Below are 23379 nucleotides of genomic sequence, written 5' to 3' on the forward strand. Positions count from 1 at the left end.
GGACAGCTTTTTTTGCGACATCAGCTGTTGCTGTTGGTGTTTGTCTGTGACTGATCGATCTGTTTTTTCAGCTCTTTGTCTTTGACTTTTAAATCAGCGTCTTTCACAAGCTTGTCTATGACAGATTGAAGCTCAGTTTGATCGTTTAGCTTTTGTTCTTCAACTTCTTTTTTCAGTTCTTTTTTCATATCATCATATTTGCCGCGCTCTTCGGTTTTCTTAATGATATGGTAGCCGTAATCCGTTTTGACCGGTTCGCTGACTTCGCCTGTTTTCAATGCGAAAGCGGCTTTGCTGAATGTTTTATCCATTTCGCCTTCTTTGGCAAACCAGCCGAGATCGCCGCCTTTTTCAGCTGTGCCGTCAGTTGAATACTCTTTTGCAAGGTCTTCAAACTTTTCGCCTTTTTTCAGCTTTTTCTCAACTTCTTCTGCGGTTTTCTTGTCTTTGACAAGAATGTGGCTTGCGCGGATTTTGCCTTTTAGGCTGTCATAATACTCTTTTACGTCATCATCGGTTACTTTTATGTTATCCTTTGCGGCTTTTTTCATGAGAAGCTCGTATTTAATCTGATCTTTGACATAGTCTTCGCCTTTTTGCTTAATGAGTGAATCAAGCTGGTCTCCCATTGATTTTTTGTACTCGTTCAGCTTTTTGTCGATTTCTTTATCGGTGACATCGTATTTGTCATCGAGTACCTTTTTCTGAACAAGCATGTTGAGCGCGTCCGCTCCGGCGTTTTCTTTAAGGGTTTGGTAAAGGTCTTCTTTTGTTATGTTTCCAGCTTTTGTTTCAGCAACAACCTGAGAATCTCCTCCGCTACATGCGCTGAGAGCCAGCACGCTTGTTGCTGTTATCGCCGCAATTGCAATTTTCTTCATAAATGCAAACACTCCTAATCTTAACAGTTTAAACTTCCTTTAAATTGTATCATATCATATTCTGACATGCTGTAAAAAGAATTTCAACAGAGGGGCATCCGTCTAGTCAAATTTTCTCGGCGGTCATACACATATAGTGATCAAGAAAAGGAGGTCAATAACATGAGCGGAGGATACTCAAGCGGTTTTGCTTTATTGGTCGTGTTATTCATTTTGTTAATCATCGTTGGTGCAGCTTATCTGTGCTAAACCTGGAAAATAGGAAAAGAACCGCCAATTCCGGCGGTTCTTTTCTTTTTCCGAGAGCCTAATCGTTTCATGACATTCGTGCATACACTAATGTAACGACTGGGGCAGAGGAGGTGTCAATATGGGCGATGGTTACGCAGGAGGTTTCGCCGGCGGTTTTGCACTGTTGGTGGTACTGTTCATTTTATTAATTATTATTGGTGCTTCTTGGATATGCTAATGAAAAAGGATAGCTCCCTTACATTCTGAAGGGCAGCTATCCTTTTTCTTTACACTGTAAAGGAAATCTCAATGAATGATGAGATCAATAAAATTAAAATCAGCACGTTAATCATTCTAAATACCTTATCCTGCCGTTCTTCAGGAATCTCTCTGACAAGGCATAAAGAGTTTGTAAGCTTGTTTATGTTAAACACAGTGAAGACCGCAAACAAGATGAAATAAAAAAGAATAATAGGAGATCCCCCTCTCTGTTTCTGCTCCATATTACATTACCAAATATTTATTAAAAAAGATAGAAAATAGACTGAAAAAAAGGATTTTCCAGCGCTTATTCCGCTTATTTTTGTATTAAAATATCAAAATCGTCTGCTTCCTGATCAACAAAGCAATTCTTCGGCGCTTTGACCAGTTTCCAGGCAAACAAAAAGTCCGGCAGGCAGTAGCCGAAATGGATGCTGGAAATGATGCAGAAATAATGGGCGAAGCTCGGCATCACTGCTCCCGCGTAAAACAAAATCGGTGTAATCACGAGGAATGGGCAGAGAAGAGAAGTCAGCATCGTATTTTTCGGAATTTCTCTCCATGTTCTCATTTTCAGCCAAAAAATCTTTTTTTCTATTTTTTTCTTCGTCAACATCGGTACAATGTGAAGGATCTTATGGGCGATAATCGCAGCAATTAAAAGCCCGGCAAACAAAAGCGCATGATCGCCTCTCTGAACGGTTTGCGGATGAATAAGCTGCATAGCCAAATATTCAGGAATAAAAAATAAAATCATTAAACTGACGGCACTGAGCACGATGCGCATGCCTCCATAATCTTTGATCAGATTGATGGTTTTCCAGCAACTCATGAATAACATCCTTCCGTTTCAAAACTCATATATGAAATCCTCAGAATAATTTACTCCCTTGGATGAGAAAAATCAATCCCTTTTCGAAAAAAAGTTCGTTATTTTAGAAAGAATTTAGGGGCTTTTAAAGGAACGGAAAATTTTCCGCTGAACTTTCATCAGAAGCTAATATCGGCTAAAATAAGAGAAAGGGTGAGAGAAGTGACGAATATGAAATCATTGGAACAGCGTCTTGAGCGGCTGGAATTTTATACGAGGCTGCTTTTGAGCACACTAGATTTAAGCGAATATCCATATTATAAAATGCTGATTGAACAGGGCTTATCCGAGGAAGAAGCAAAGGAGACGGAAAAGCTGTGCGAGGAACTTACAAAGGAACTGGAAGCGCAAAAAGCGCAAGGATATGTGATGTTCGATCATCTCCTTACGCTTTTTGCCGGGCAGTTAAATGAAAAACTTGAAGTGCACGAAACGATTTTCGCCCTTCACAGACAAGGTCTTTACAAACCGCTGATGAGCGAGTTCATCAGCATCATCAAGCGATATGATCTGGCTTAATTTTTAATTGGCTCAAGCGGTTTGTCCATTTCTATCGATTCCCCGGCTTCTTTTGCTGGTTCTTTTTTCTTCATTTTGCCCTCTTCGCTGACAAATTCATTTTCAATGTTGGTAAACGATTTTTCGAAAATTTCCATGAAATCATCGCCGTAAATATGGCGGATGATGGACATCATTTCCACGATTTCAGGGAATTTTCCGTACAGCTGATGCAGGGGCTGGGCGCCTTTTAAAACAGCGTTCCGGGATGGGTCATAGGACTCAAGGATTTTAAGAAATACCTCTTCGCCTTTCGGGGTCAGCTGAATGTACGTATTGCGTTTATCGTTTAATTTTTTGGAAAATTCAAGATATCCTCTTTCCTCAAGCTTTTTGGAAAAATTAAACGCCGTGGATACATGCATGACACCAAACTTCGCAATTTCTGAAATGGAAGCTCCGTTCAGCTGGTAGGCAATCCACAAAATATGGTGTTCGTTAATGTTCAGATCATAAGGCTTAATCCACTGCTGCCAATCCTTTTCGATCGATTTCCAAAGCGCCTTGCTGAGCTGTGCCATTCGCTGGCTGAATAAAAGGGCTTCTTTCACTGAATAGGGCTCTTCCGCTCGATTCATTCACTTCACCTGCTTCTCTTTATCTTATAATTTCTATTATGCCAATAAAATAAAGATTAATAAAGATGTAAATTTACGAAATTTTTAAAAAATCCTTTTTTCGGTGTTAATTCAACATTTTGATTAAAAAAAGAGCGTGAAAATGACCATTCACACCCCTTTTTAAAGGTTCTTTTTTTTCGCTGAATATATTAGTTTTGTAAGGTTTTCTCCAGTTGTTTGATCTTCTCTTCAATATCAGCGATTTCTTTTTTCAGGTTCTCCTGATGAGGCTGGATTTCCTTGCGCCACTCCTGGATGGACGTCTGCAGTTCGCTGCTGACATCTTTGATGATTTCAGCGCCTTCTCTGGCGGTTTTGACAACCTGTTCTTTTAAAGCACGTCCGTCGGTTTTCAGTCTATTGACAGTGTCTTCAAACTTTCCGCAATTTGATTTGAGCTGTCTTCTCAAATCCTTTCCTGAAGTCGGTGCGGACAATAAAGCGGCGACACCGCCGATGATTCCGCCCACAATCAGTCCAGCTGCTAAAGATCGGCCTTTTGACATGTACATCACCCCGGTTATATTTTTGAAAGGTCAGGCTATAAAGCAAAAACGCCGGCCTTTTTGTCATTGAAAACTTGTTTTAGATTCAGAAGAAACATCTGCATAGCTTGCTTTATTTTAGCATACTTTTTAAAAAAGGAGGGAGAGGGTTGTCTGTCATCATCATTGTTTTAACAATATTATCCGCTGTTTTTGCTGCAGGCTCCTTTTACTATTTAAGGCTTCTCGGTTTTTCCGCATCTTATCCGCCGAAACGCGTACTAAAACAAAAAGCGCTTTTTTGTACGGGAAGCGCTGGATTAGCACTCCTGCTCCTTTTTTTCATTCGGCTTCTTATATAAAATATCGGGCGGATTCCTCTTTTTTTGACCATAGAAATGAAAAAAACCTCTCTAAAAAAGGAAGATCACCTTTTTTAAAGAGGCATTTCGGTTTTATTTTGCCTGTTCGATCAGTCTTGAACGTTTCATGATCGCCTGCACGATCGGGTAGATCACGAACATGGCGATTGTGTTGATGAGTGCAGCAGGCAAAACCACGAGCGTAAACAGTGCGGCAAATCCCTGGTTTCCAGGCAGGCCGACAATCAGGAGGGCCGCCGCCAGGAAGATGGTTCCGGAAAGGATCGTTCCCGCTGCGGTTAACACGGAAGCTGTGACCGTTCTATTTTTCAGCTTCTTCACAGCAAGAAATACGGCAAAGAAGATCAAAGCTGTAATTGGTTTGTCAATGATGTTCGGCAGCTGTCCTCCCGGAAATGCGGTCGTTAAAGCGGAAATGATGCCCGTCACGATTCCGATGACAAGTACGTTTTGCACTTTAGGGAACAGAAGGATTCCCATAAACATCATAATCAGCATCATATCTGGCTTCATACCGTAAAAAAAGGGCGGAATCACAGCGTGCAGCGCTGCTCCGATGGCGGCAAAAAGCGCCATGGCAACTAATTCTTTTGTTTTCATGTCTATTCTCTCCTCGTCTCAGGCTCTTTATTGCTTTCCAATAATATGCTCGCCATTTATTGCGAAAGCTTTCTAGTAGTATATCAAACTTTAGAAGGAATGGGGAAGCCTTTTTCAGAAGATGTCAGAAAAAGGATCAAGGCTTAATGCTCTTCCTGGAATCTCTTCATAAATGCTGCCAGTTTCTCGCAGTCTTCAACGGAAACAGCGTTGTAGATCGATGCTCGGCAGCCTCCGACAGAGCGGTGTCCGCCGAGTCCCGACATTTTTTCTTCCTTGGCCTTTTCGATGAATGATTTTGTCAGCTCATCATTTTTCAGCGTAAAGGTGACATTCATGGCTGAACGGCTGTCCGGTCTCGCATGGCCGCGGTAAAATCCGCCGCTTTCATCAATCGCGCTGTATAAAATCTCGGCTTTTTTGCGGTTGCGTTTTTCGATTTCGGCCAGTCCGCCTTTGTCTTTGATCCATTCAAGGACAAGAGACAGCATATAGATCGCAAAAGTCGGCGGTGTATTATAGAGCGAATTCGCTTTTGCGTGTGTGGAGTATTTTAAGATTTTGGCGATTCCTTCATTTTCCTTTGCGAGCAGCTCTTTTTTCATAATGACGACGGTGACTCCGGACGGTCCGAGGTTTTTTTGGGCGCCGGCATAGATGATGTCAAACTGTGAAACATCGATTTTACGGCTTAAAATATCGCTCGACATGTCGGCTACAACCGGAATCGGAGAGTCGGGATATTCCTGCCACTGCGTTCCGAATATCGTGTTGTTGGATGTCAGATGAAGATATGCCCCGTCCTCCGGAATTTCCGCAACTTCCGGAATATAGCTGTATGTGTCCTCTTCGCTTGAAGCGATGATCGATGTGTTTCCGAAAACCTTCGCTTCTGCGAGCGCCTTTTCAGACCATGACCCGGTCATGACGAAGTGCGCCGTTTTTTGTGCGGACAGAAAATTCATCGGAATCATTGAAAACTGGAGGCTTGCTCCGCCTTGCAGAAACAAAATGTCATAATCCTCAGGGATCTCCATCAGTTCTTTTAAAAGAGCTTTCGCTTTTTGATGAACGGCATCATACTCCTTGCTTCGGTGGGACAGCTCCATAACGGACATCCCTGCACCGTTGAAATCAAGAAACTCGTCTTTCGCCTTTTGCAACACCTCTAAAGGCAGTGCCGCAGGTCCTGCATTAAAGTTCGTTGTACGTATCATCACAATCGCTCCCTGTTCATGTATAAAAATATAAAACAATCCTATCATAAAAGGATCGCGTTATACATAAAAAATTTGAATTGTGTGAAATATAGAGCAATCTGATTCCAGCCGCACCAAGAAGGAGCGAAACATGTGAATATTTTATGACAAAAACGCGGGGATGCGGGAAGGCTTTATATAGAAAAAGGCATCGATGTTCTCGATGCCTGAGGAAGTGTTATGCCTGTTTGGTCAAACGGCTGTTAATGGAAGAGGCAATCGTTTGCAAATCTTCCGGTGAATAGTCGTCCGCGTGTGTTTTCCAGACGGCGCCGAAGCCGTCACCTTTTCCGTAGCGCGGGATGATGTGCATATGATAATGAAAGACGGACTGACCCGCTTTTTCGCCGTTGTTGTTGAGCAGGTTTAAGCCGATCGGCTCGTACTCATCTTTAATGGCTTGGGCGATTTTCGGAACCGCTTCAAAAAACTCTCTTGAAATTTCAGGCGTCATTTCGTAAATGTTCGTTTTATGGACTTTGGGAATGACCAGGGTGTGTCCTTTCGTCACTTGGCTGATGTCAAGAAAAGCCAAGACGTGTTCGTTTTCATACACCTTTGCACATGGGATTTCACCGTTAATGATTTTGCAAAAAATACAGTCGCTCATATTTTTCCTCCTTTTTCCATTATGGAAAGGTTATGTATAAGCATCATATTACCATAATTTCCGGTGAAACACGAAAACAGGATGAACGGCTCCCGCGTTCACCCTGCCATGAAGAAGGTTCGCTTGTTGATGAGAAACTTTTCCTGCCTTTTGCAAGCACCCCATTTTTCGTCAAAATGAAGACTTGAAACGCCTATACATTTCCTGCGACAAACACCTCATTTGATCGTCACACCCTTTTCAAACGGCTTTGCCATAAGAAGCGGATGCTTTCTCAATTCAGTGGATGAAAGAAATTTCTAAGCTGACACGTTTCTTACTCAAGACTCGTCTTTGACAAACACCTCATTTGCCAGAGTGATCAGCTGCCCCTTCTTCATCACTTAGATTGTCCTGAACCGTTTTCGATTATTCGTTTTTCTTTCAGACTGAAAAAAGCCGGAGGGAAAACGTTTTAAAAGCCTCCTTGTTTTTGGTACTATTAAGAAAAATGAGTGGAAAGGAACGAACGTATGTCACTACTGACTGTTAAGGATCTGACTGGAGGATATACAAGAAATCCGGTGCTCCGCAATATTTCATTTTCGATTGAACGGGAGCAGATCGTCGGATTGATCGGCTTGAACGGGGCGGGGAAAAGCACGACGATCCGCCATATTATCGGACTGATGGAGCCGCACAAAGGCTCTGTTGAGCTGAACGGCAAGACATTCATGGAAGATCCGGAAAGCTACCGTTCCCAATTTACGTTTATCCCGGAAACACCGATTTTATATGAAGAGCTCACGCTGAAGGAACATTTGGAACTGACCGCGATGGCCTATGGATTATCGAAAGAAACATTTGAAAAAAGGCTTCCGCCGCTGCTGAAGGAGTTCAGGATGGAGAAGCGTCTCAAATGGTTTCCGGCCCATTTTTCCAAAGGGATGAAGCAGAAGGTCATGATTATGTGCGCCTTTTTGGTGGAGCCTGACCTTTATATTATCGATGAGCCTTTTCTCGGCCTTGATCCGCTGGCGATCAACGCTCTCCTTGAACGGATGAATGAAGCAAAGAAAAACGGTTCGGCCGTTTTGATGTCGACGCATATTTTAGCCACCGCAGAACGGTATTGTGATTCTTTTATTATTTTACATAACGGCGAAGTGCGGGCTAAGGGTACGCTTGAAGAGCTGAGAGAGCAGTTTTCCATGAAAGAGGCGAGCCTTGACGATCTGTATGTTGAACTGACGAAGGAAGAGAGCTATGAATAGCATTCGCGCGATTTGGAAGACAAGGATCGAGGAGTATATAAAAGAGACGAGATCGTACTTGAAATATATGCTGAATGATCATCTCGTCATCGTCATGATTTTTGTGCTGGCGGGCGGTGCGAGCTGGTACAGCAAATGGCTGAAGGAGATGCCGGAAGGGTTTCCGGCCTATTGGCTGATGGCCGTCCTGTTTTCGCTCATTTTGGCGGGATCGCATGTCAGAACATTGATTAAAGAAGCGGATCTTGTTTTTTTGCTGCCGCTTGAAGCGAAAATGGAGCCGTACTTAAAACAGGCCTTCCGATTCAGTTTTATCACACAGCTGTTTCCGCTTGTCGCGGCGATGCTCGTTTTAGCGCCGCTGTACTTCGAGGCGAGCGGAAAGACGCTGTCGGCTTATCTGATGTTGCTGGTTCAGCTTATTGTTTTAAAGGTCTGGAACATGGCGATGCAATGGCGTTTGACATACTTCAGCGAGAAAAATATGCGGATTATGGACAGGGTTGTCCGCTTTTTTCTCAATGCGATCGTGATTTACTTTGCTTTAGAGGCCTCCTACGGCTTTGCCGCCGCGCTTTATGTGATTATGGCAGCTTTGCTCGTCTATTTCACAATGATTGATAAGAAAAAGTCATTGAAATGGGAGCTCCATATAGAGGATGAAATCAAAAGAAAACAACGGTTTTACCGGCTTGCCAATCTGTTTACCGATGTCCCTCACCTAAAGAAACAAGCGAAAAGAAGGGCATATCTCGACTGGATGCTCGGCTTCATCCCGTATGATCAGCGGCGGACATTTGCGTACATGTACGGCAGGGCATTCATCAGATCAAACGACTATTTCGGAATCGTGATCAGGCTGACCGTGATTTTCGCCCTCATCATTGCTTACTTTTCAACGGTTGAGTGGGTGTCTGCACTGCTTGTCGTCTTCACCGTTTTCATCACCGGCATTCAGCTGACACCGCTGTTTGATCATTTTTCGCATTTGTCTTTGCAGGAGCTCTACCCTGTCAGACAAGAAGAAAAAAGAAAGAGCTTTTTCCAGCTGCTTCAGATTGTCTTGAGCATTCAGGCGATCTTAGTCGCAGCCGCCGCCTGCGTCAGGCTCCAATGGACAGGTATGCTTTTAGGTCTGGGCGGTTCGGCGCTCTTAATATTTGTCGTCATGAAGCCTTATTTTACCAGCAGGTTAAGGAAAAATGCCCGCAGATAAAATGAAACCTTTTCTCCTTTTTTCAGTATGAATAAAGAAGAGGTGAAAGGCGCATGAATGAAAACCAGCTGTTGTTAGATGAGGCTCACCGCTGGAAAATGAAGTTTCTGCGGAAGCAGTCGATGGCAGAACGGATGTCAAAAGGCGTTCAGACAAAGATCAATGCTGCCATTCCCAAAAAAGTGCACAAGGCCGTAACGGAAAGCATCAAAAAAATGGTCGAAGCGACGCTCGTCGGCTCAAATTTGACGACTTCCCAAAGGGAAACTGGCTCCCTTTCCTTAAAGGAAAAAGCCGAATTGGCGCAAAAAGCGGTGGCCCGCTATCAGAAAGCGGCCGCAGTCGAAGGAGCCGGTACGGGTGCCGGCGGGATTTTTCTCGGGTTGGCGGATTTTCCGCTCCTGCTCGGCATCAAAATGAAATGCCTGTTTGAGTTGGCAGCGATTTACGGCTATGACGTCAAAGTGAAGGAAGAGCGGATCTTCCTCCTGTATATTTTTCAGCTTGCTTTTTCGGGTGATGCCCACCGGAAAGAGATTTTCCGCATCATTGACAATTGGGAAAGAGAAAAGCGCGACATCGATTGGCAGACATTTCAGCAGGAATATCGGGATTATCTCGATCTCGTCAAATTATTTCAGCTTGTCCCGGGCTTCGGTGCGATTGTCGGGGGAACGGCCAATTATCAGCTGCTCGGCCACCTCGGCGAAACGGCGAGACATGTCTTTCACTTAAGATTCATGAAAGAGACAGCCGGATAATCCGGCTGTTTTTGTATAAAAGTCATTTGTCCCGTTTTCCGCTTGCGAGCGGCGCTTTCTGCTCTTGATAAGAAACAGCGGCGCTTGCCAACACTTTGGCCGCGATCAGCATCGCTTTTTCATTGATATCGAATTTCGGATGGTGGTGCGGAAAGACTTCATTGGGATGAAGAGGGCTGGCTCCTGTAAAGAAGAAAGTTCCTTTCACATGCTGGAGATAGTAGGCAAAATCTTCTCCTCCCATTTGCATTTCGCTTTCCTCTATCTTTTCAACGCCTTCGGTTTCCCCGGCAATGCCGGCGAGAAAAGCCGTTTCCTCTCGGTGATTGCAGACGGCCGGATAGCCTCTTTCATACGCATAGTCATAAGAGGCTCCATGCATGCCGCAAATTCCTTTTACGACCTCTTCAATCTCTTTTTCAATAGCTGCGCGGATATCCTCGCTAAAGGAGCGTGCGGTTCCGATTAAAACGGCTTTATCGGCAATCACATTAAAAGAGTTTTCCGCAAGAAAAGATCCAGTCGAGATGACGGCCGGCTGTGTCGGATCGAGTCTGCGGCTGACGATATGCTGAAGGGCGGTCACAATTTGAGAACCGATCAAGACGGCATCCTTTGTTTCATGAGGCTGTGCACCATGGCCGCCTTTCCCGTGAATCGTGATCGTAAAGCGGTCAGCGGCTGCCATGATTGGACCTGTTCGGTATTGAACGGTTCCGAGCGGTGAAGTGGCCCACAGATGGGTGCCGAAAATGACGTCGACTCCATCGAGACATCCGTCTTCAATCATCGGCTTGGCGCCTCCGGGTGAATATTCTTCAGCATGCTGATGGATCATGACAATCTTTCCTTTTAAATCGTCCGTATGCCGGCTCAACACTTTTGCAAGAACGAGCAGGGTTGCGGTATGGCCGTCATGGCCGCAGGCATGCATGACACCGGGAACCGTTGACTTATAAGGGACATCTTTTTGATCCTGGATGGGCAGCGCGTCAAAATCGGCTCTTAAGGCAACGACTGGCCCTGGCTCATTTCCTTCAATAACAGCGAGGACACCGCCTCCGCCGACATTCGTGCGGATCGGAACGCCCAGCGCTTCATAATAAGAAGCGATAAACGCGGCTGTGTTCTTTTCCTGAAATGAGAGCTCTGGGTGCTGGTGGAAATGGCGCCTCAATTTGACCATCTCATCATAGTGTGTATCAAGCTCCTGATGGATCGTTTGCTTTAATGCGGCTAATCTCAAAACAATTCCTCCTTTTAAGGAACGACGAGTTTTTATAATTTTATGACAGTTTGAGCCGCTGTTCAACCATGCTTTCAAGCTTTTATAAAAGAAAAATCGCAGCCAGCGTAGTTACCGCCAAGCCGCAGGCGACGGGAATGAAATTTTTTCTTGCCAGCTCAAACGGATCAACTTTGCAAATGGCTGCCACAGGGATGAGCGCCCAAGGAACCAACGTTCCGCCGCCTACCCAAATTGCGGAAATTTGGCCGAGGGCTGTCAGAACAGCTGGATCGGCGCTTGTAGCGGCAGCGAACATGCTGGCGGCAGAACCGGCTAGAGAAATTCCGGAAAATCCTGAGCCGTCAAGACCTGTAATAGCCCCGGCGAATGTCAGGACAATCGCGGCAATGGCGGGAGACAGGGGAACGGAATGGGCAACAGCCAATCCGAGGTCGTTTACAATTCTGTTCGAGAATCCCGGAATGTCGGCCGTCAAAACTTCCTTAAAACCTGTATCGCCCAGGTAGAAAAAAGCGGCAATCGGAATGACGGGGGCAAACACTTTAAAACCGAATTGAAACCCGTGAATGAAATAAGCGGTGATTTTCTCAAGGCAGCGGTGCTTGTAGACGATAAAATGGATAAGAATGAGGACGAAAACGGCTGTTCCGCCGATTAGCGCTGTCGCTTCTTCTCCTTGGAGGTCTAGGATCAACATAAGGGCAATATCGCCGATGAATATCATCGGCACGACGAATGCGAGCCATTTTCTCGCAGCCGGACCAAGCAGCGGTTCGGGAGCGTCTTGCTGCACGCCGGCCGGATCAATCCCTGAAACTGTGCGCTCCTTTTTCAGCATGAAAAAGGCTGTAACCGTCGTTGTCAAACCCATGACGAGGACGAGCGGAACACTTGCGGCCATCACTTCTGCAACCGGGACACCAGCCGCATCACTCGTCAGTTTTGGCGCTGCTTGAATAATGAAATCTCCTGACAGGGCGAAGCCGTGGCCGAACAAATTCATCGCTGCCGCCGTGGCTATCGGTGAAAGGCCGGCTTTAAGCGCAGCGGGCAAAAGCACGGCTCCGACGAGAGCAACGGCAGGGGAAGGCCAGAAAAAGGATGAAATGATAAACATCAGAGCTCCGGTAATCCAGTAGGCCAGAGCAGGCCCTTTTATCCACTTGGCGATGGGGGTGATCATCGTTTCATGAATCCCCGATTTGGTCAGGAGCTCACTCATGGAAACAACGAAGCAAATGATAAAAATGGTCGGGAGAAGTTCGCGGGCTGCATAGATTAAGCTGTTAAATACGCCGATGACAGAAGCGCTGAAGGAATGGGTCGCCATTAGGGAAATGAAAAACACTCCGGCAAGCGAGATGCATGTCGTGTCAAGGCGGAGAAGCATAAACACAAGAATGGCGGCAATGAACGCCAAATACAAAAAATGAACGGACGTCAGTTCAAGATCCATTTCCAATCCCCCTGTATCATGACCTCATACAGCTTATTCCTGGGCTGCAAGAGTGTGAAGGAGGGCCATTTCCCCGGAAATAAAAAAACTGCCGAAAAGGCAGTTATTGGACGGAATGATAGGAAGAAATATAGGACGGCCTGGAAAAGATCGTTCCGCCTTTGTTGATTCCTGCTGAAGATTGTTCTTTTTTGTGTGCTTCTTTGAATGAGTTTGAATTTTTCCAATCCTGAAAGGCCTGTTCTGATTCCCAGAGCGATAACACGATATAGGTGTCGCTTTCTTGCGGCCTGAGCACGCGAAGCGCTTTAAATCCCGGCTGATTTTCGATTTTTCCCGCCCTGTTTTTAAAACGGGTTTCAAACAAAGGTCTGCCTTCAGGTGTCACAGGGATGTTGTTGAGGACGACAAAACCGGACTCTCCCAATTCCCCGGACCGGTCGATGATTTCGTAGCGGTGAGGAGCCTGGAAAACGCTCTCTCCTTCCGTTTCGTGAAAAAGAAGCGCAGAATCGTAGCTTTTCATAAACAGCATGTTTTCAAGACCGTGTTTTTCAGCGATCTTTTTTAAAAAATCAACGGTTCCGTATGTCATGTAAAAATTCATTTTACCCACCCCTTTTCTGATAGTATAACAAAAGGCCGTTTTAAAATTCTATCAAGGAAATGAATAAATGCGAAAACATAATCTGAAGAAAAAATTCCCATACTAGCTATAGAAAGGAATGAGGTGAACAGATGAAAAAAAGATTTTTCATTCCAATTATCATAACTGCTGCCATTATCCTATTATCATTAATCGGCTATATTACGATCATTTTTCTGGGGGATTACGTCATTGATGAAAAGAAGCTGATTTTCCATGCTTCTTCTAAAATCGTCGACCAAAATGGTGAAGAGGTCGCAAGCCTTTATACCGAAAACAGAAGACCGGTTTCCATCGATGAAGTGCCGGATAACGTTCAACATGCGTTCATCGCTGTTGAAGATCAACGCTTTTATGAGCACCATGGCATCGACTTTAAATCGGTGACGAGGGCCGTCTACAAAGATATATTAGCCGGCGGCAAAGTAGAAGGTGGAAGCACGATCACACAGCAGCTGGCTAAAAATATTTTTTTAACAAATGACAAAACGTTTTTAAGAAAAACAAAAGAAGTCATCATCGCGATTAATTTAGAACGGGATTACAGCAAGGACAAGCTCCTTGAAATGTACTTGAACCAGCTTTATTTCGGACACGGTGTTTACGGGATTCAGGCGGCCGCAAACTATTTTTTCGATAAAGATGTAAAAGATTTAACAGCGGCCGAAGGAGCGGTTCTCGCCTCGATTCCCAAGGCGCCGAGCACATATTCACCCATTCTCCACCCGGATAAAAGCAGAGAGAGGCGCAATGTCGTCCTCAGCATGATGAATGAGCAGGGGTATCTCAGCTCAAAAGAAACGGTCAGGGCGCAGGGAAGCACGCTGGGCCTTCACGTAAAAGAAAAATCAAAAACGCCTTGGCTCGACAGCTATATTGACCTTGTCATGAAAGAGGCGGAAGACAAATATTCCATTTCAAGCGAGCAGCTCCTTCAAGGCGGATACACGATCACTGTGCCGCTTGACACCTCAATCCAAAAAGCAGCCTATACGCTGATGAAAGAGGACGGCTATTTTCCGGGTACAGACAATAAAGCCGAAGGCAGCGCCGTTTTTATCGACAATAAGACAGGCGGTGTTGTTGCAGCTCTCGGAGGGAGGGATTATCTTCCGAAGGGCTATAACAGAGCGACCGCTCCGCGGCAGCCCGGCTCGACGTTCAAGCCTCTTGCCGTCTACGGGCCGGCTCTTGAAGAAAAGCTCTATAAACCGTATTCTCTGCTTGAAGATAAACAGCTTTCATATGAAGGCGGCTACTCCCCGAAAAATTATGACGGAAAGTATGAAGGAAAAGTCTCGATGGTGGATGCTTTGACATACAGTAAAAACGCTCCCGCTGTTTGGACGCTGAATGAGATCGGTGTTGAAACCGTCAAGCCTTATCTCAGCCGTTTGGGGATGAACCTTCCTGATGACGGCCTCGCGCTGGGGCTGGGCGGGCTTGAAACAGGCGTATCGCCGCTTGAACTCGCCGGCGCATACAGGACATTTGCCAATTCAGGAAAATATGATGAGCCGTTCTTTATTAAAAAAATTACGGATGAGACCGGGAATGTGCTGTACCGCCATCAAGAAAAACCGGAAAAGGTTTTTAGCAAACAGACGGCCTGGAACATGACGCGCATGCTTCAAGAGGTTGTCAAAAGCGGAACCGGGAAAGCCGGCGAATTTTCTGGAGAGGTGGCCGGGAAAACGGGTTCCACTACGTTTACCGGTAAAGAAGGCGGTACAAAAGACGCCTGGTTTGCCGGCTATACCCCCGAAGTGACAGGGGCTGTCTGGATGGGCTATGACAGGACGGATAAAACCCATTATTTAAAAGGCGGAAGCTCTTATCCGACAAGGCTGTTTAAAGACATATTAAAACGCTCCGGCCAGCAGCCGTCCGCATTTCAAAAACCGGAAGGGATCAAGGATCTGGACCGTCCGATTCATCTTGAAGACCTGGAAAGCGCGACAGCAGACTACACCTTTTCACCTATGGGACTGATTACGGTGTCACTAAAATGGCATGAACAAGAGGATAAAAGAGCCGAATACCGAATATATGAAAAGAAAAACGGAAAAGAAACATTGATCGATACCGTAAAAGGAACGGGAAGCTATGACATCCCGTATGCCAATGTTTTTTCCGGTGCTTCATACAAAATTGTTCCATACAATCCGCAAACGAAAACAGAGGGGGAAGGGACCGATTTTATCGAACCGAATATATTTCCTTCGGGTCATTAGGAACACGAAATTCATCAATTTTTTGAACAATAAGTCTCATGAGTATACCGTTCAGCAAAAAAACGGTATATTTGAAGGAGTAATTTTGCGAACGTATGGTTGCAGCTTGAAAGGTGGAAATCAGTGTGAAAAACGACAATGCTTTTAATGACGCGTTTTTAAAAGCGTGCCGCGGAGAAAAAACCGCCCATGTGCCCGTTTGGTACATGAGGCAGGCCGGCAGATCGCAGCCGGAATACCGGGCGTTAAAAGAAAAATACGGACTGTTTGACATTACGCATCAGCCTGAGCTGTGCGCATATGTGACAAGGCTTCCTGTCGAACAGTACGGGGTGGATGCGGCGATTCTTTATAAGGACATCATGACACCGCTTCCAGGAATTGGCGTAGACGTTGAGATTAAAAACGGAATCGGCCCTGTGATCGATCAGCCGATCACTTCGCTTGCCGATGTTGAAAAACTCGGCGAGCTTGAGCCGGATGAACATATTCCCTATATTCTCGAGACGATCAGACTGCTGACTAAGGAGCAGCTGAACGTCCCGCTGATCGGTTTTACAGGTGCGCCGTTTACATTGGCAAGCTATATGATCGAAGGCGGTCCATCTAAAAACTACAATAAAACAAAAGCGTTTATGTACAGTCAGCCTGAGGCGTGGTTTAAATTGATGAAAAAACTGGGCGAAATGGCGGCCGTTTATGTGAAGGCGCAAATCCGCGCCGGCGCAAAAGCGATTCAGGTGTTTGATTCATGGGTCGGAGCGTTGAATGCGGCTGACTACCGCCGCTACATCAAACCGACGATGGATGTGTTGTTTAAAGAGCTTAAACAAGAAGGTGTGCCATTGATCATGTTCGGTGTTGGCGCAAGCCACCTTGCCCGCGACTGGCATGACCTTTCCCTCGACGTCGTCGGCCTGGACTGGCGGATGAGCATTCAGGAAGCAAGGGACAAAGGGCTGACCAAAACCCTCCAGGGAAATCTCGATCCGTCGATTCTGCTTGCGCCGTGGGATGTCATCGAGGCGAGAACAAAGGAAATTCTCGATCAGGGCCTGCTGACAGACCGGTTTATTTTCAACCTCGGCCACGGTATCTTCCCTGAGGTGAGCCCTGAGACGCTGAAAAAGTTAACGGCATTTGTTCATGAGTATTCCGCCTCCAAAAAATCGAGCCTGATTTCATGAGCATTTCAGTTGGTCTTTACGACCTGAACTGTCAAAATACGAATAGATAAAGATCTGTAAAGAGGTGTTCATGTTGGGTAAAAAGAAAATGGGGCTTCTCGTCATGGCATACGGAACGCCATACAAGGAAGAAGACATTGAACGTTATTACACGCATATCAGGAGAGGCAGAAAACCTGAGCCGGACATGCTTCAGGACTTGAAAGACCGCTATCAGGCGATCGGCGGCATTTCCCCGCTGGCGAAGATTACCGGCGAGCAGACAAGTCAGCTTGAAAAGCGCTTAAACGAGATGCAGGATGATGTGACCTTTAAAGCGTATATCGGTCTTAAGCATATTGAGCCGTTTATTGAAGACGCCGTTCAGGACATGCATAAAGACGGCATAACAGAAGCGGTCAGCATCGTCCTGGCGCCCCACTTTTCCACATTCAGCGTCCAGTCATACAACAATCGGGCAAAGGAGGAAGCGGATAAGCTGGGCATCAAGATCACATCGATTAACAGCTGGTATGATGAGCCGAAATTTATCAGCTACTGGGCGGATCAAATCAAAAAAACGTACGCGCAAATGCCGCCTCTAGAAAGGGATAACGCTGTCCTGATCGTATCGGCCCACAGCCTGCCCGAAAAAATCGTTGATTTAGGAGATCCATATCCGGATCAGCTCAAAGAATCAGCCCGCCTTATCGCTGAACAAGCGGGTGTGGCGGATTATGCGGTCGGCTGGCAAAGCGAAGGCAACACTCCTGATCCTTGGCTTGGACCTGATGTGCAGGATTTGACGCGGGACTTATCAGAGCAAAAAGGCTACAGCGCTTTTGTCTACGCGCCTGTCGGTTTTGTGGCCGACCATTTGGAAGTCCTGTACGATAACGACTATGAATGCAAAGTTGTCACAGATGATGTCGGAGCCAGCTACTACAGGCCGGAAATGCCTAATGCAAAACCGCAATTTATCGACGCATTAGCAGATGTTGTGCTGAAAGAATTGGACAAAGAAGAACAGTAAAGAAGGCGATTTTATATGAGTGGAGAACGCAGGAAGATTGTCATTATCGGCGGCGGTATTACCGGGTTGGCCGCCGCCTTCTACTTGGAAAAGGAAATCAAAACGAACGGCCTTCCGGCTGAAGTGACGCTTGTTGAGGCGAGTCCGAGATTAGGCGGAAAGATTCAGACCGTCCACAAAGACGGATATGTAATTGAGAGGGGCCCGGATTCATTTTTGGAACGAAAACAGAGCGCTCCGCAGCTTGTCAAAGATCTCGGACTCGAGCATTTGCTTGTCAACAATGCGACAGGCCAGTCTTATGTTCTCGTCAATGAGACGCTCTATCCGATCCCGGAGGGGGCTGTAATGGGTGTGCCGACGAAAATCGGGCCTTTTTTGACAACCGGCCTGTTTTCTTTTCAGGGAAAGCTGAGGGCGGGGATGGATTTGCTTCTTCCCGCAAGCAAGCCTCAGGAAGACCAGTCGCTCGGTGAGTTTTTCAGAAGACGCGTCGGCGGGGAAGTGGTTGAAAACCTGATTGAGCCGCTGCTCTCAGGCATTTATGCCGGAGATATCGACCGCCTCAGCCTGATGTCAACCTTCCCGCAGTTCTACCAGACCGAGCAGAAATACAGAAGCTTGATCGTCGGTATGAAAAAGTCGCGCGGCCGTCAAGGCAGCCAAAAGCCGGCGGGCAAAAAGAAAGGCCAGTTTCAAACCTTGAAAACCGGACTGCAGACCATTGTAGAAGAACTGGAAAAACAGCTTGAACGGACAAAGATTTACAAAGGCACAAAAGTAGTCAAGATCAAGCACGCCGCAGGCGGATACAGCTTGAAGCTTGACAACGGAACCGTGCTCGACGCCGATGCAGCCGTGGTCACCGCTCCGCATAAAGCCGTTTCGCAAATGTTTCAAGATGAAGATTGGCTGAAAGGTCTGCAGAAAATGGTTTCGACATCTGTCGCCAATGTGGCGCTGGGCTTTCCAGAGGAAGCTGTCCAGATGGAGCATCAAGGCACAGGCTTCGTCATTTCAAGAAACAGTGACTTCTCTATCACCGCCTGCACATGGACAAACAAAAAATGGCCGAGCACCACGCCGGAAGGCAAAGTTCTGTTAAGGGCTTACGTCGGCAAAGCCGGTGATGAGTCGGTTGTCGAGCAGTCGGACAAAGAAATGGTCAAGATCGTGCTCGACGATCTGAAACGGATCATGAACATCGAAGGCGAGCCGGAAATGAGCTGTATCACAAGATGGAATGAAGCCATGCCGCAGTATCATGTCGGCCATCAAAAAAGAATAAAAGAAATACGGGAAGGGCTTCAAACCTCGTATCCCGGAATTTTTGTGACAGGCGCTTCTTTTGAAGGTGTCGGAATTCCGGATTGCATCGATCAAGGCAAACAAGCCGTCAAAGATGTTCTTTCCCACCTGTTTGAAAAAGCAGAATAAGAGCAAAGCTGACCGACCGAAATCGGCGGCTTTTTTTTTGCCCTTTTCATGATCACATAATCAAAGGCTGGATATGGAAAAACTAACATTTAAATCATTTGCATTTCGCTTGCGGATGTGGTAAATTACTCTCTGTACTTATTGACCAAAATGTTCAAATAGTCATTTTTGGGGTGAGAAAGCATGAGCAAAGACCGGAAAATACTGATTATTGAAGCGGCGACAAAATCATTCACACAATTTGGATACAAAGCGACGACAATGGATTTAGTGGCAAAGCTTGCAAATGTCGGGAAGGGCACCATCTATACCTTTTTCAAAAATAAGGAGGAACTGTTCGGCGAAATTTTTTCATCGCTGCTGATTGAAATGAAGCAAACGGCAGATCAAGCGATCGACCCTGAACTGCCGTTTCATGAAAATGCTCATCGCGCGATGATGGCCATTTTGGAGTACAGAAAGAAACATCAGCTGACGATTAAAATCTTTCAGGAGGCAACGGAGCTGGGCACCCCCGCCGCCCGGGAAGTGACTGAAAAGCTGGAGCGGATGGTGATCAACTACATTAAGAAAAAAATAAAAGAAGCGGTTAAAAATGACGATATAAGACCGTGTGATCCCGAACTGAACGCATTTGTCATTTTTAAGCTTTACATTGCGCTTATCTTTGATTGGGAAAGACACCATGAACCGCTGAAGAAAGAAGAAATTGCAGAAATGCTGAAAATGTATATTTTAAAAGGATTGTCAAACTAGATAATCCTTCCTTTTTTTAGGTGTGCGGCCAAATCGATAGATCCGGCCGTTGATTAGGAGGCGTATCAACCATGAATGTTTTAAAAAACCAGTGGAGAGAACTGATCACAAATAAAAAACTGCTCATCTCTGTCATCGGGGTTCTCTTTATTCCGCTGATCTACAGCAGCGTTTTTTTGGCGGCATACTGGGACCCTTACGGACACGTTGATCAGCTGCCTGTAGCGGTCATCAACTCTGATAAGGGAACAACATATGAAGGAAAAGACCTTCACATCGGCGATGATCTTGTTAAAGAAATGAAAGAAAATGATAAATTTGACTGGCATTTTACAACGAAAGATGAAGCGCTGCAAGGCCTGCAAAATGAAGAATATTATATGGTTGTGGAAATTCCTGAAAACTTCTCAAAAAACGCCAGCACTGTGTTGGACAAAAAGCCGAAAAAGCTTGATCTGATTTATCATACAAACGCCGGACGCAACTATGTCGGCGCTCAGATCAGCGACAAGGCGATTGAGCAGCTGCAGCATTCAGTCGGCTCGGAAATCAGCGAACAGTACGTCAAAGTGATCTTTGATAACTTCGGTAAGATTGCAAAAGGTCTGGGAGAAGCAAGCGCTGGAGCCGGAAAGCTTGATAAAGGCTTAAAGGATGCAAAAGACGGCAGCGAAAAGATCAAAAAGGGTCTGGAAGAATTGGCGAAAAGCCAGCTGCAGTTTAACAAAGACGGCATGGAGAAGTTCGGTAAGGCGTTTCATACGCTCAATGAAAAAATCCATGACCTTGATTCTGCCCTCGGACAGTTCCAGGAAAAAAGCGGTCAGCTGTACAGCGGTGCACAAGAGCTTCAGCAAGGCATGCCGCAGCTGGTGGCAGGCTTAGAGCAGCTCAATGACAAGGCCCAGCAAATCAGCAAATTCGAACAATCGATTTCAGATGAGAAGATTGCGCAGCTGGAAAAGGCGCTCACAAACGCCGAGAAGGCGAAAAAAGACATCGGCCAAATGTCAAACGACTTGACACAGCTGGAACAAGCATTGAAAAACCAAAAAACTGAAGTCAAACAAATTATTGAATCAAGCAACATGCTGACAAAAGAACAAAAAGCGGCTCTTTCAAAACAGGTCGATCAGCGGATGGGAGAGGTGAAACTCCCTGAACTGGAACAGCTGAAAGAGCGGATTCCGGATATGAGCAAGCTTCCTGATCTTTCTGTTATGAAACAGCAGCTTCAGGAGCTTAAAAAGTTCCCTTCCCAGGCGAACCAGCTTTATACCGGATCGGTAAAGATCCAAAAAGGACTCGACACCTTGACAAACGGGCTTGGGGCTTATAACGAAAAGTTCGCAGAAGCGAAAAGCGGGTCTTCAAAGATTGCCGAAGGCAGCCAGACATTGACCGGCAAGTTTGGCGAACTGCAAAGCTCATCCAAGAAGCTGGAGGATGCTTCTTTCAAGCTGTCTGACGCAATGAAGAATTTGGACGATGGGCTTGGCAAGCTGAAAGACGGCAGCGGGGAGCTTTCCGACAAGCTGTCTGATGCGGCGGATGAGACGGGTGATATCAAAGCCGGGGAAAAGAACTATAATATGTTTTCTGATCCTGTGGATGTCAAAGGCGACAAGATCGATCCGGTATCAAATTACGGCACAGGATTGACCCCGTACATTTTATCGCTCGGATTATTTGTCGGCGCCCTCATGATCACCGTTGTGTTTGATGTCAAACAACCTTCAAGCAAGCCCGAATCGGCGTTTGGCTGGTTCATCAGCAAATTCAGCGTGCTTCTTCCAGTTGGTATTCTGCAAGCGGTCATCGCCTGCACGATTATTCTTTGGGGAATCGGACTTGAAGTGCAAAGCGTCTGGAGATTTTATTTGTTCAGCATCATTATGAGTATTACCTGTCTTGCGCTCATTCAATTTTTGGCGGCGACGATGGGAAATCCCGGCCGGTTCATCGCCGTTATTCTGCTCGTCCTGCAGCTTGGCGGAAGCGGCGGAACATTCCCGATCGCCCTCGTTCCAAAATTCTTCCAAGTGATTCATGCGGCGCTGCCGATGACTTACAGCATTGCAGGCTACAGAGCGGTGATTTCAAGCGGAGATTACGGTTATATGTGGGAACAGGCCGCTGTCCTCGGCGGTGTTGCCCTGCTCATGATGGCTTTAACGCTCATCTATTTTAAAGTGCTGCTCAGCAAAGGAAAAATCGAGGAGCAGCCTGCATAAGGAAAAAACACCTTTTTAGCCCTTTATAGGTCTAAAAAGGTGTTTTTTTTATGCCGGAAACTGTTCAGCTGCCAATCCTCTTTCTCCTGTTTTAGGAAACAGGCACACCCCATTTCACAAGCAGTCCGGTATATGTAAAGCCTCCGCCAAAGCCGAAAAGGAGCAGTGTGTCTCCAGTTTTGAGTTTTCCGTTTTTCACGGCTTCATCAAGTGCAAGGACAATCGAAGCGGAAGACGTATTGCCAAACCATTCAACACTTGTCAGCGCTTTTTCAATCGGGATTCCCGATTTTTCGCAGATCGATTCGATCATCCGCAAATTTGCGCTGTGCGGTACGAACCAATCGATGTTTTCAAGAGACATTTCCGCTTGTTCGAGCAGTGCATGAATGCCCTCTGGTACGGTGCGGACAGCCCATTTGTATACTTCACGCCCGTTTTGAACCATTTTCCCTTCTCCTGCAAGCGGATCTCCTTTTAGATCACTTCTCAAGCCGGTCCTGTACAAGTGCCGGGCGCCGTCGCCTTTCGTGCCTTGGACAAATGTGATGAAGTCTGCAGCTGTTTCATCATGCTCGACAAGCAGTGCGCCGGCCCCGTCCCCAAACAATACGCATGATGAGCGGTCTGTATAATCGGTCACTTTTGATAATGTCTCACCGGCAACCACAAGGACTTTCTGGTGCAATCCCGAAGTGATGAGCCCGTTGGCCATGTGCAGGCCGTATGTTAACCCGGCACATGTTGCATTGACATCGACCGCACCGGTATCCGACCATCCGAAATGCTTCTGAATTTGGCAGGCTGTGCTCGGAAACGCGTAGTCGGCCGTTGTTGTGGAGACGATGATCATATCGACATCATCAAGTGTGCCGTGATATCTGTTTTGTAAATTTTCTATCGCCTGAATGCAAAGGTCTGATGTGAATTCCTGTTCGTCAGCCAGCCGTCTTTCTTTCATGCCCGTCCGCTGTGTGATCCATTCATCAGAAGTGTCAACGATTTTTTCCAAGTCCTCGTTTGTCAGCCGCTTTTTGGGAACATAGCTCCCAATGGCCGAGATTCGCGCTTTTGATAAAGTTTTCATGAACTCACTCTCCTTATTTATATTATATCATCAAGTATTAGTATCTGGTACTAATTTGTTATTATGAGGTATACTATAGACATCCAAAGATA

At 46.0% G+C, this 23379-nt stretch carries 25 protein-coding genes; 13 read left to right on the plus strand and 12 right to left on the minus strand.

Features of this window, described 5'->3' with window-relative positions; translation table 11 throughout:
- Nucleotides 1-20: 20 nt before the first annotated feature.
- Nucleotides 21-881, minus strand: a complete 861-nt coding sequence (locus tag M654_RS07265; protein WP_026586259.1) for a peptidylprolyl isomerase — start codon at nt 879-881, stop codon at nt 21-23.
- Between the two features lie 162 nt (nt 882-1043).
- Here M654_RS07265 and M654_RS07270 point away from each other — a divergent pair, with 162 nt between their 5' ends.
- Both M654_RS07270 and M654_RS07275 read left to right on the plus strand, forming a co-directional pair.
- Nucleotides 1044-1130 carry a YjcZ family sporulation protein gene (locus tag M654_RS07270; protein ID WP_035427975.1) on the plus strand — a complete coding sequence of 29 codons (87 nt, stop codon included), beginning with the start codon at nt 1044-1046 and terminating at the stop codon, nt 1128-1130.
- 121 nt (nt 1131-1251) lie between these two features.
- Nucleotides 1252-1350 carry a YjcZ family sporulation protein gene (locus M654_RS07275; protein WP_003180247.1) on the plus strand — a complete coding sequence of 33 codons (99 nt, stop codon included), beginning with the start codon at nt 1252-1254 and terminating at the stop codon, nt 1348-1350.
- A 49-nt stretch (nt 1351-1399) separates the two neighbouring features.
- On the opposite strand, the gene M654_RS07280 is transcribed toward M654_RS07275, so the two are convergent.
- The gene (locus M654_RS07280; protein WP_003180249.1) at nt 1400-1615 is read right to left on the minus strand and encodes a hypothetical protein; all 216 of its coding nucleotides are present in this window, start codon (nt 1613-1615) and stop codon (nt 1400-1402) included.
- A gap of 74 nt (nt 1616-1689) precedes the next feature.
- Nucleotides 1690-2205 carry a DUF3267 domain-containing protein gene (locus M654_RS07285; RefSeq protein ID WP_026586260.1) on the minus strand — a complete coding sequence of 172 codons (516 nt, stop codon included), beginning with the start codon at nt 2203-2205 and terminating at the stop codon, nt 1690-1692.
- Between the two features lie 210 nt (nt 2206-2415).
- Here M654_RS07285 and M654_RS07290 point away from each other — a divergent pair, with 210 nt between their 5' ends.
- A complete protein-coding gene (locus M654_RS07290; RefSeq protein ID WP_026586261.1) occupies nt 2416-2763 on the plus strand; it encodes a YhaI family protein in 348 nt (115 codons plus the stop codon).
- Here M654_RS07290 and M654_RS07295 read toward each other — a convergent pair.
- Nucleotides 2760-3380, minus strand: coding sequence for an HTH-type transcriptional regulator Hpr (locus M654_RS07295; protein WP_026586262.1), 621 nt, complete (start codon nt 3378-3380; stop codon nt 2760-2762). The genes M654_RS07290 and M654_RS07295 overlap by 4 nt on opposite strands.
- Nucleotides 3381-3571: 191 nt before the next feature.
- Complete coding sequence (locus tag M654_RS07300; RefSeq protein ID WP_026586263.1) at nt 3572-3928, minus strand: YtxH domain-containing protein; 357 nt, start codon at nt 3926-3928, stop codon at nt 3572-3574.
- 149 nt (nt 3929-4077) lie between these two features.
- Between M654_RS07300 and M654_RS23840 the strand changes: the two genes are divergently transcribed.
- Nucleotides 4078-4269, plus strand: a complete 192-nt coding sequence (locus M654_RS23840) for a membrane protein YhzF (RefSeq protein WP_026586264.1) — start codon at nt 4078-4080, stop codon at nt 4267-4269.
- Nucleotides 4270-4362: 93 nt separating this feature from the next.
- Here the strand turns inward: M654_RS23840 and M654_RS07310 are convergent, their stop codons facing one another.
- From M654_RS07310 to M654_RS07320, 3 genes are all read right to left on the minus strand, one after another.
- Complete coding sequence (locus tag M654_RS07310) at nt 4363-4890, minus strand: tryptophan transporter (RefSeq protein WP_026586265.1); 528 nt, start codon at nt 4888-4890, stop codon at nt 4363-4365.
- A gap of 143 nt (nt 4891-5033) precedes the next feature.
- Complete coding sequence (serC, locus tag M654_RS07315; RefSeq protein ID WP_026586266.1) at nt 5034-6107, minus strand: 3-phosphoserine/phosphohydroxythreonine transaminase; 1074 nt, start codon at nt 6105-6107, stop codon at nt 5034-5036.
- 220 nt (nt 6108-6327) lie between these two features.
- Nucleotides 6328-6759: an HIT family protein gene (locus M654_RS07320; RefSeq protein ID WP_026586267.1), complete on the minus strand. Its 432-nt coding sequence runs from the start codon at nt 6757-6759 to the stop codon at nt 6328-6330.
- 512 nt (nt 6760-7271) lie between these two features.
- Between M654_RS07320 and M654_RS07325 the strand changes: the two genes are divergently transcribed.
- The 3 genes from M654_RS07325 to M654_RS07335 are packed head-to-tail and all read left to right on the plus strand — an operon-like array spanning nt 7272 to nt 9989.
- The gene (locus M654_RS07325) at nt 7272-8012 is read left to right on the plus strand and encodes an ABC transporter ATP-binding protein (RefSeq protein ID WP_026586268.1); all 741 of its coding nucleotides are present in this window, start codon (nt 7272-7274) and stop codon (nt 8010-8012) included.
- The gene (locus tag M654_RS07330) at nt 8005-9228 is read left to right on the plus strand and encodes an ABC transporter permease (protein ID WP_026586269.1); all 1224 of its coding nucleotides are present in this window, start codon (nt 8005-8007) and stop codon (nt 9226-9228) included. The genes M654_RS07325 and M654_RS07330 overlap by 8 nt, the downstream gene beginning before the upstream one ends.
- Before the next feature lie 53 nt (nt 9229-9281).
- Nucleotides 9282-9989: an EcsC family protein gene (locus M654_RS07335; protein ID WP_026586270.1), complete on the plus strand. Its 708-nt coding sequence runs from the start codon at nt 9282-9284 to the stop codon at nt 9987-9989.
- A 22-nt stretch (nt 9990-10011) separates the two neighbouring features.
- Here M654_RS07335 and M654_RS07340 read toward each other — a convergent pair whose 3' ends face one another.
- The 3 genes from M654_RS07340 to M654_RS07350 all read right to left on the minus strand — a co-directional run bounded on the left by M654_RS07340 (nt 10012) and on the right by M654_RS07350 (nt 13301).
- Nucleotides 10012-11175, minus strand: a complete 1164-nt coding sequence (locus M654_RS07340; protein WP_142246162.1) for a M20 family metallopeptidase — start codon at nt 11173-11175, stop codon at nt 10012-10014.
- 142 nt (nt 11176-11317) lie between these two features.
- Nucleotides 11318-12694: a membrane protein gene (locus M654_RS07345; RefSeq protein ID WP_026586272.1), complete on the minus strand. Its 1377-nt coding sequence runs from the start codon at nt 12692-12694 to the stop codon at nt 11318-11320.
- 103 nt (nt 12695-12797) lie between these two features.
- The gene (locus tag M654_RS07350; RefSeq protein WP_026586273.1) at nt 12798-13301 is read right to left on the minus strand and encodes an antibiotic biosynthesis monooxygenase family protein; all 504 of its coding nucleotides are present in this window, start codon (nt 13299-13301) and stop codon (nt 12798-12800) included.
- A 131-nt stretch (nt 13302-13432) separates the two neighbouring features.
- On the opposite strand from M654_RS07350, the gene M654_RS07355 reads away from it, so the two are divergent.
- From M654_RS07355 to M654_RS07380, 6 genes are all read left to right on the plus strand, one after another.
- Nucleotides 13433-15574, plus strand: coding sequence for a transglycosylase domain-containing protein (locus M654_RS07355; RefSeq protein ID WP_026586274.1), 2142 nt, complete (start codon nt 13433-13435; stop codon nt 15572-15574).
- A 125-nt stretch (nt 15575-15699) separates the two neighbouring features.
- Complete coding sequence (hemE, locus tag M654_RS07360; RefSeq protein WP_026586275.1) at nt 15700-16761, plus strand: uroporphyrinogen decarboxylase; 1062 nt, start codon at nt 15700-15702, stop codon at nt 16759-16761.
- 73 nt (nt 16762-16834) lie between these two features.
- Nucleotides 16835-17773, plus strand: a complete 939-nt coding sequence (hemH, locus tag M654_RS07365; RefSeq protein WP_026586276.1) for a ferrochelatase — start codon at nt 16835-16837, stop codon at nt 17771-17773.
- A gap of 15 nt (nt 17774-17788) precedes the next feature.
- Nucleotides 17789-19210 carry a protoporphyrinogen oxidase gene (gene hemY / locus M654_RS07370; protein WP_026586277.1) on the plus strand — a complete coding sequence of 474 codons (1422 nt, stop codon included), beginning with the start codon at nt 17789-17791 and terminating at the stop codon, nt 19208-19210.
- 183 nt (nt 19211-19393) lie between these two features.
- Complete coding sequence (locus M654_RS07375; protein ID WP_026586278.1) at nt 19394-19966, plus strand: TetR/AcrR family transcriptional regulator; 573 nt, start codon at nt 19394-19396, stop codon at nt 19964-19966.
- Between the two features lie 71 nt (nt 19967-20037).
- A complete protein-coding gene (locus tag M654_RS07380; protein WP_026586279.1) occupies nt 20038-22200 on the plus strand; it encodes a YhgE/Pip domain-containing protein in 2163 nt (720 codons plus the stop codon).
- A 91-nt stretch (nt 22201-22291) separates the two neighbouring features.
- Here the strand turns inward: M654_RS07380 and M654_RS07385 are convergent, their stop codons facing one another.
- Complete coding sequence (locus M654_RS07385; RefSeq protein WP_026586280.1) at nt 22292-23287, minus strand: ketoacyl-ACP synthase III; 996 nt, start codon at nt 23285-23287, stop codon at nt 22292-22294.
- Between the last annotated feature and the right edge of the window lie 92 nt (nt 23288-23379).

It is taken from the genome of Bacillus sp. NSP9.1 (assembly GCF_000465465.2).
Lineage (GTDB): Bacteria > Bacillota > Bacilli > Bacillales > Bacillaceae > Bacillus > Bacillus sonorensis_A.

What these genes read in the sequence shown, in the direction of transcription:
- M654_RS07265 (WP_026586259.1), bottom strand. Translation starts at nt 881, where the DNA reads ATGAAGAAAATTGCAATTGCGGCGATAACAGCAACAAGCGTGCTGGCT.
- M654_RS07270 (WP_035427975.1), top strand. Translation starts at nt 1,044, where the DNA reads ATGAGCGGAGGATACTCAAGCGGTTTTGCTTTATTGGTCGTGTTATTC.
- M654_RS07275 (WP_003180247.1), top strand. Translation starts at nt 1,252, where the DNA reads ATGGGCGATGGTTACGCAGGAGGTTTCGCCGGCGGTTTTGCACTGTTG.
- M654_RS07280 (WP_003180249.1), bottom strand. Translation starts at nt 1,615, where the DNA reads ATGGAGCAGAAACAGAGAGGGGGATCTCCTATTATTCTTTTTTATTTC.
- M654_RS07285 (WP_026586260.1), bottom strand. Translation starts at nt 2,205, where the DNA reads ATGAGTTGCTGGAAAACCATCAATCTGATCAAAGATTATGGAGGCATG.
- M654_RS07290 (WP_026586261.1), top strand. Translation starts at nt 2,416, where the DNA reads ATGAAATCATTGGAACAGCGTCTTGAGCGGCTGGAATTTTATACGAGG.
- M654_RS07295 (WP_026586262.1), bottom strand. Translation starts at nt 3,380, where the DNA reads ATGAATCGAGCGGAAGAGCCCTATTCAGTGAAAGAAGCCCTTTTATTC.
- M654_RS07300 (WP_026586263.1), bottom strand. Translation starts at nt 3,928, where the DNA reads ATGTCAAAAGGCCGATCTTTAGCAGCTGGACTGATTGTGGGCGGAATC.
- M654_RS07310 (WP_026586265.1), bottom strand. Translation starts at nt 4,890, where the DNA reads ATGAAAACAAAAGAATTAGTTGCCATGGCGCTTTTTGCCGCCATCGGA.
- serC (WP_026586266.1), bottom strand. Translation starts at nt 6,107, where the DNA reads ATGATACGTACAACGAACTTTAATGCAGGACCTGCGGCACTGCCTTTA.
- M654_RS07320 (WP_026586267.1), bottom strand. Translation starts at nt 6,759, where the DNA reads ATGAGCGACTGTATTTTTTGCAAAATCATTAACGGTGAAATCCCATGT.
- M654_RS07325 (WP_026586268.1), top strand. Translation starts at nt 7,272, where the DNA reads ATGTCACTACTGACTGTTAAGGATCTGACTGGAGGATATACAAGAAAT.
- M654_RS07330 (WP_026586269.1), top strand. Translation starts at nt 8,005, where the DNA reads ATGAATAGCATTCGCGCGATTTGGAAGACAAGGATCGAGGAGTATATA.
- M654_RS07335 (WP_026586270.1), top strand. Translation starts at nt 9,282, where the DNA reads ATGAATGAAAACCAGCTGTTGTTAGATGAGGCTCACCGCTGGAAAATG.
- M654_RS07340 (WP_142246162.1), bottom strand. Translation starts at nt 11,175, where the DNA reads ATGGTCAAATTGAGGCGCCATTTCCACCAGCACCCAGAGCTCTCATTT.
- M654_RS07345 (WP_026586272.1), bottom strand. Translation starts at nt 12,694, where the DNA reads ATGGATCTTGAACTGACGTCCGTTCATTTTTTGTATTTGGCGTTCATT.
- M654_RS07350 (WP_026586273.1), bottom strand. Translation starts at nt 13,301, where the DNA reads ATGAATTTTTACATGACATACGGAACCGTTGATTTTTTAAAAAAGATC.
- M654_RS07355 (WP_026586274.1), top strand. Translation starts at nt 13,433, where the DNA reads ATGAAAAAAAGATTTTTCATTCCAATTATCATAACTGCTGCCATTATC.
- hemY (WP_026586277.1), top strand. Translation starts at nt 17,789, where the DNA reads ATGAGTGGAGAACGCAGGAAGATTGTCATTATCGGCGGCGGTATTACC.
- M654_RS07375 (WP_026586278.1), top strand. Translation starts at nt 19,394, where the DNA reads ATGAGCAAAGACCGGAAAATACTGATTATTGAAGCGGCGACAAAATCA.
- M654_RS07380 (WP_026586279.1), top strand. Translation starts at nt 20,038, where the DNA reads ATGAATGTTTTAAAAAACCAGTGGAGAGAACTGATCACAAATAAAAAA.
- M654_RS07385 (WP_026586280.1), bottom strand. Translation starts at nt 23,287, where the DNA reads ATGAAAACTTTATCAAAAGCGCGAATCTCGGCCATTGGGAGCTATGTT.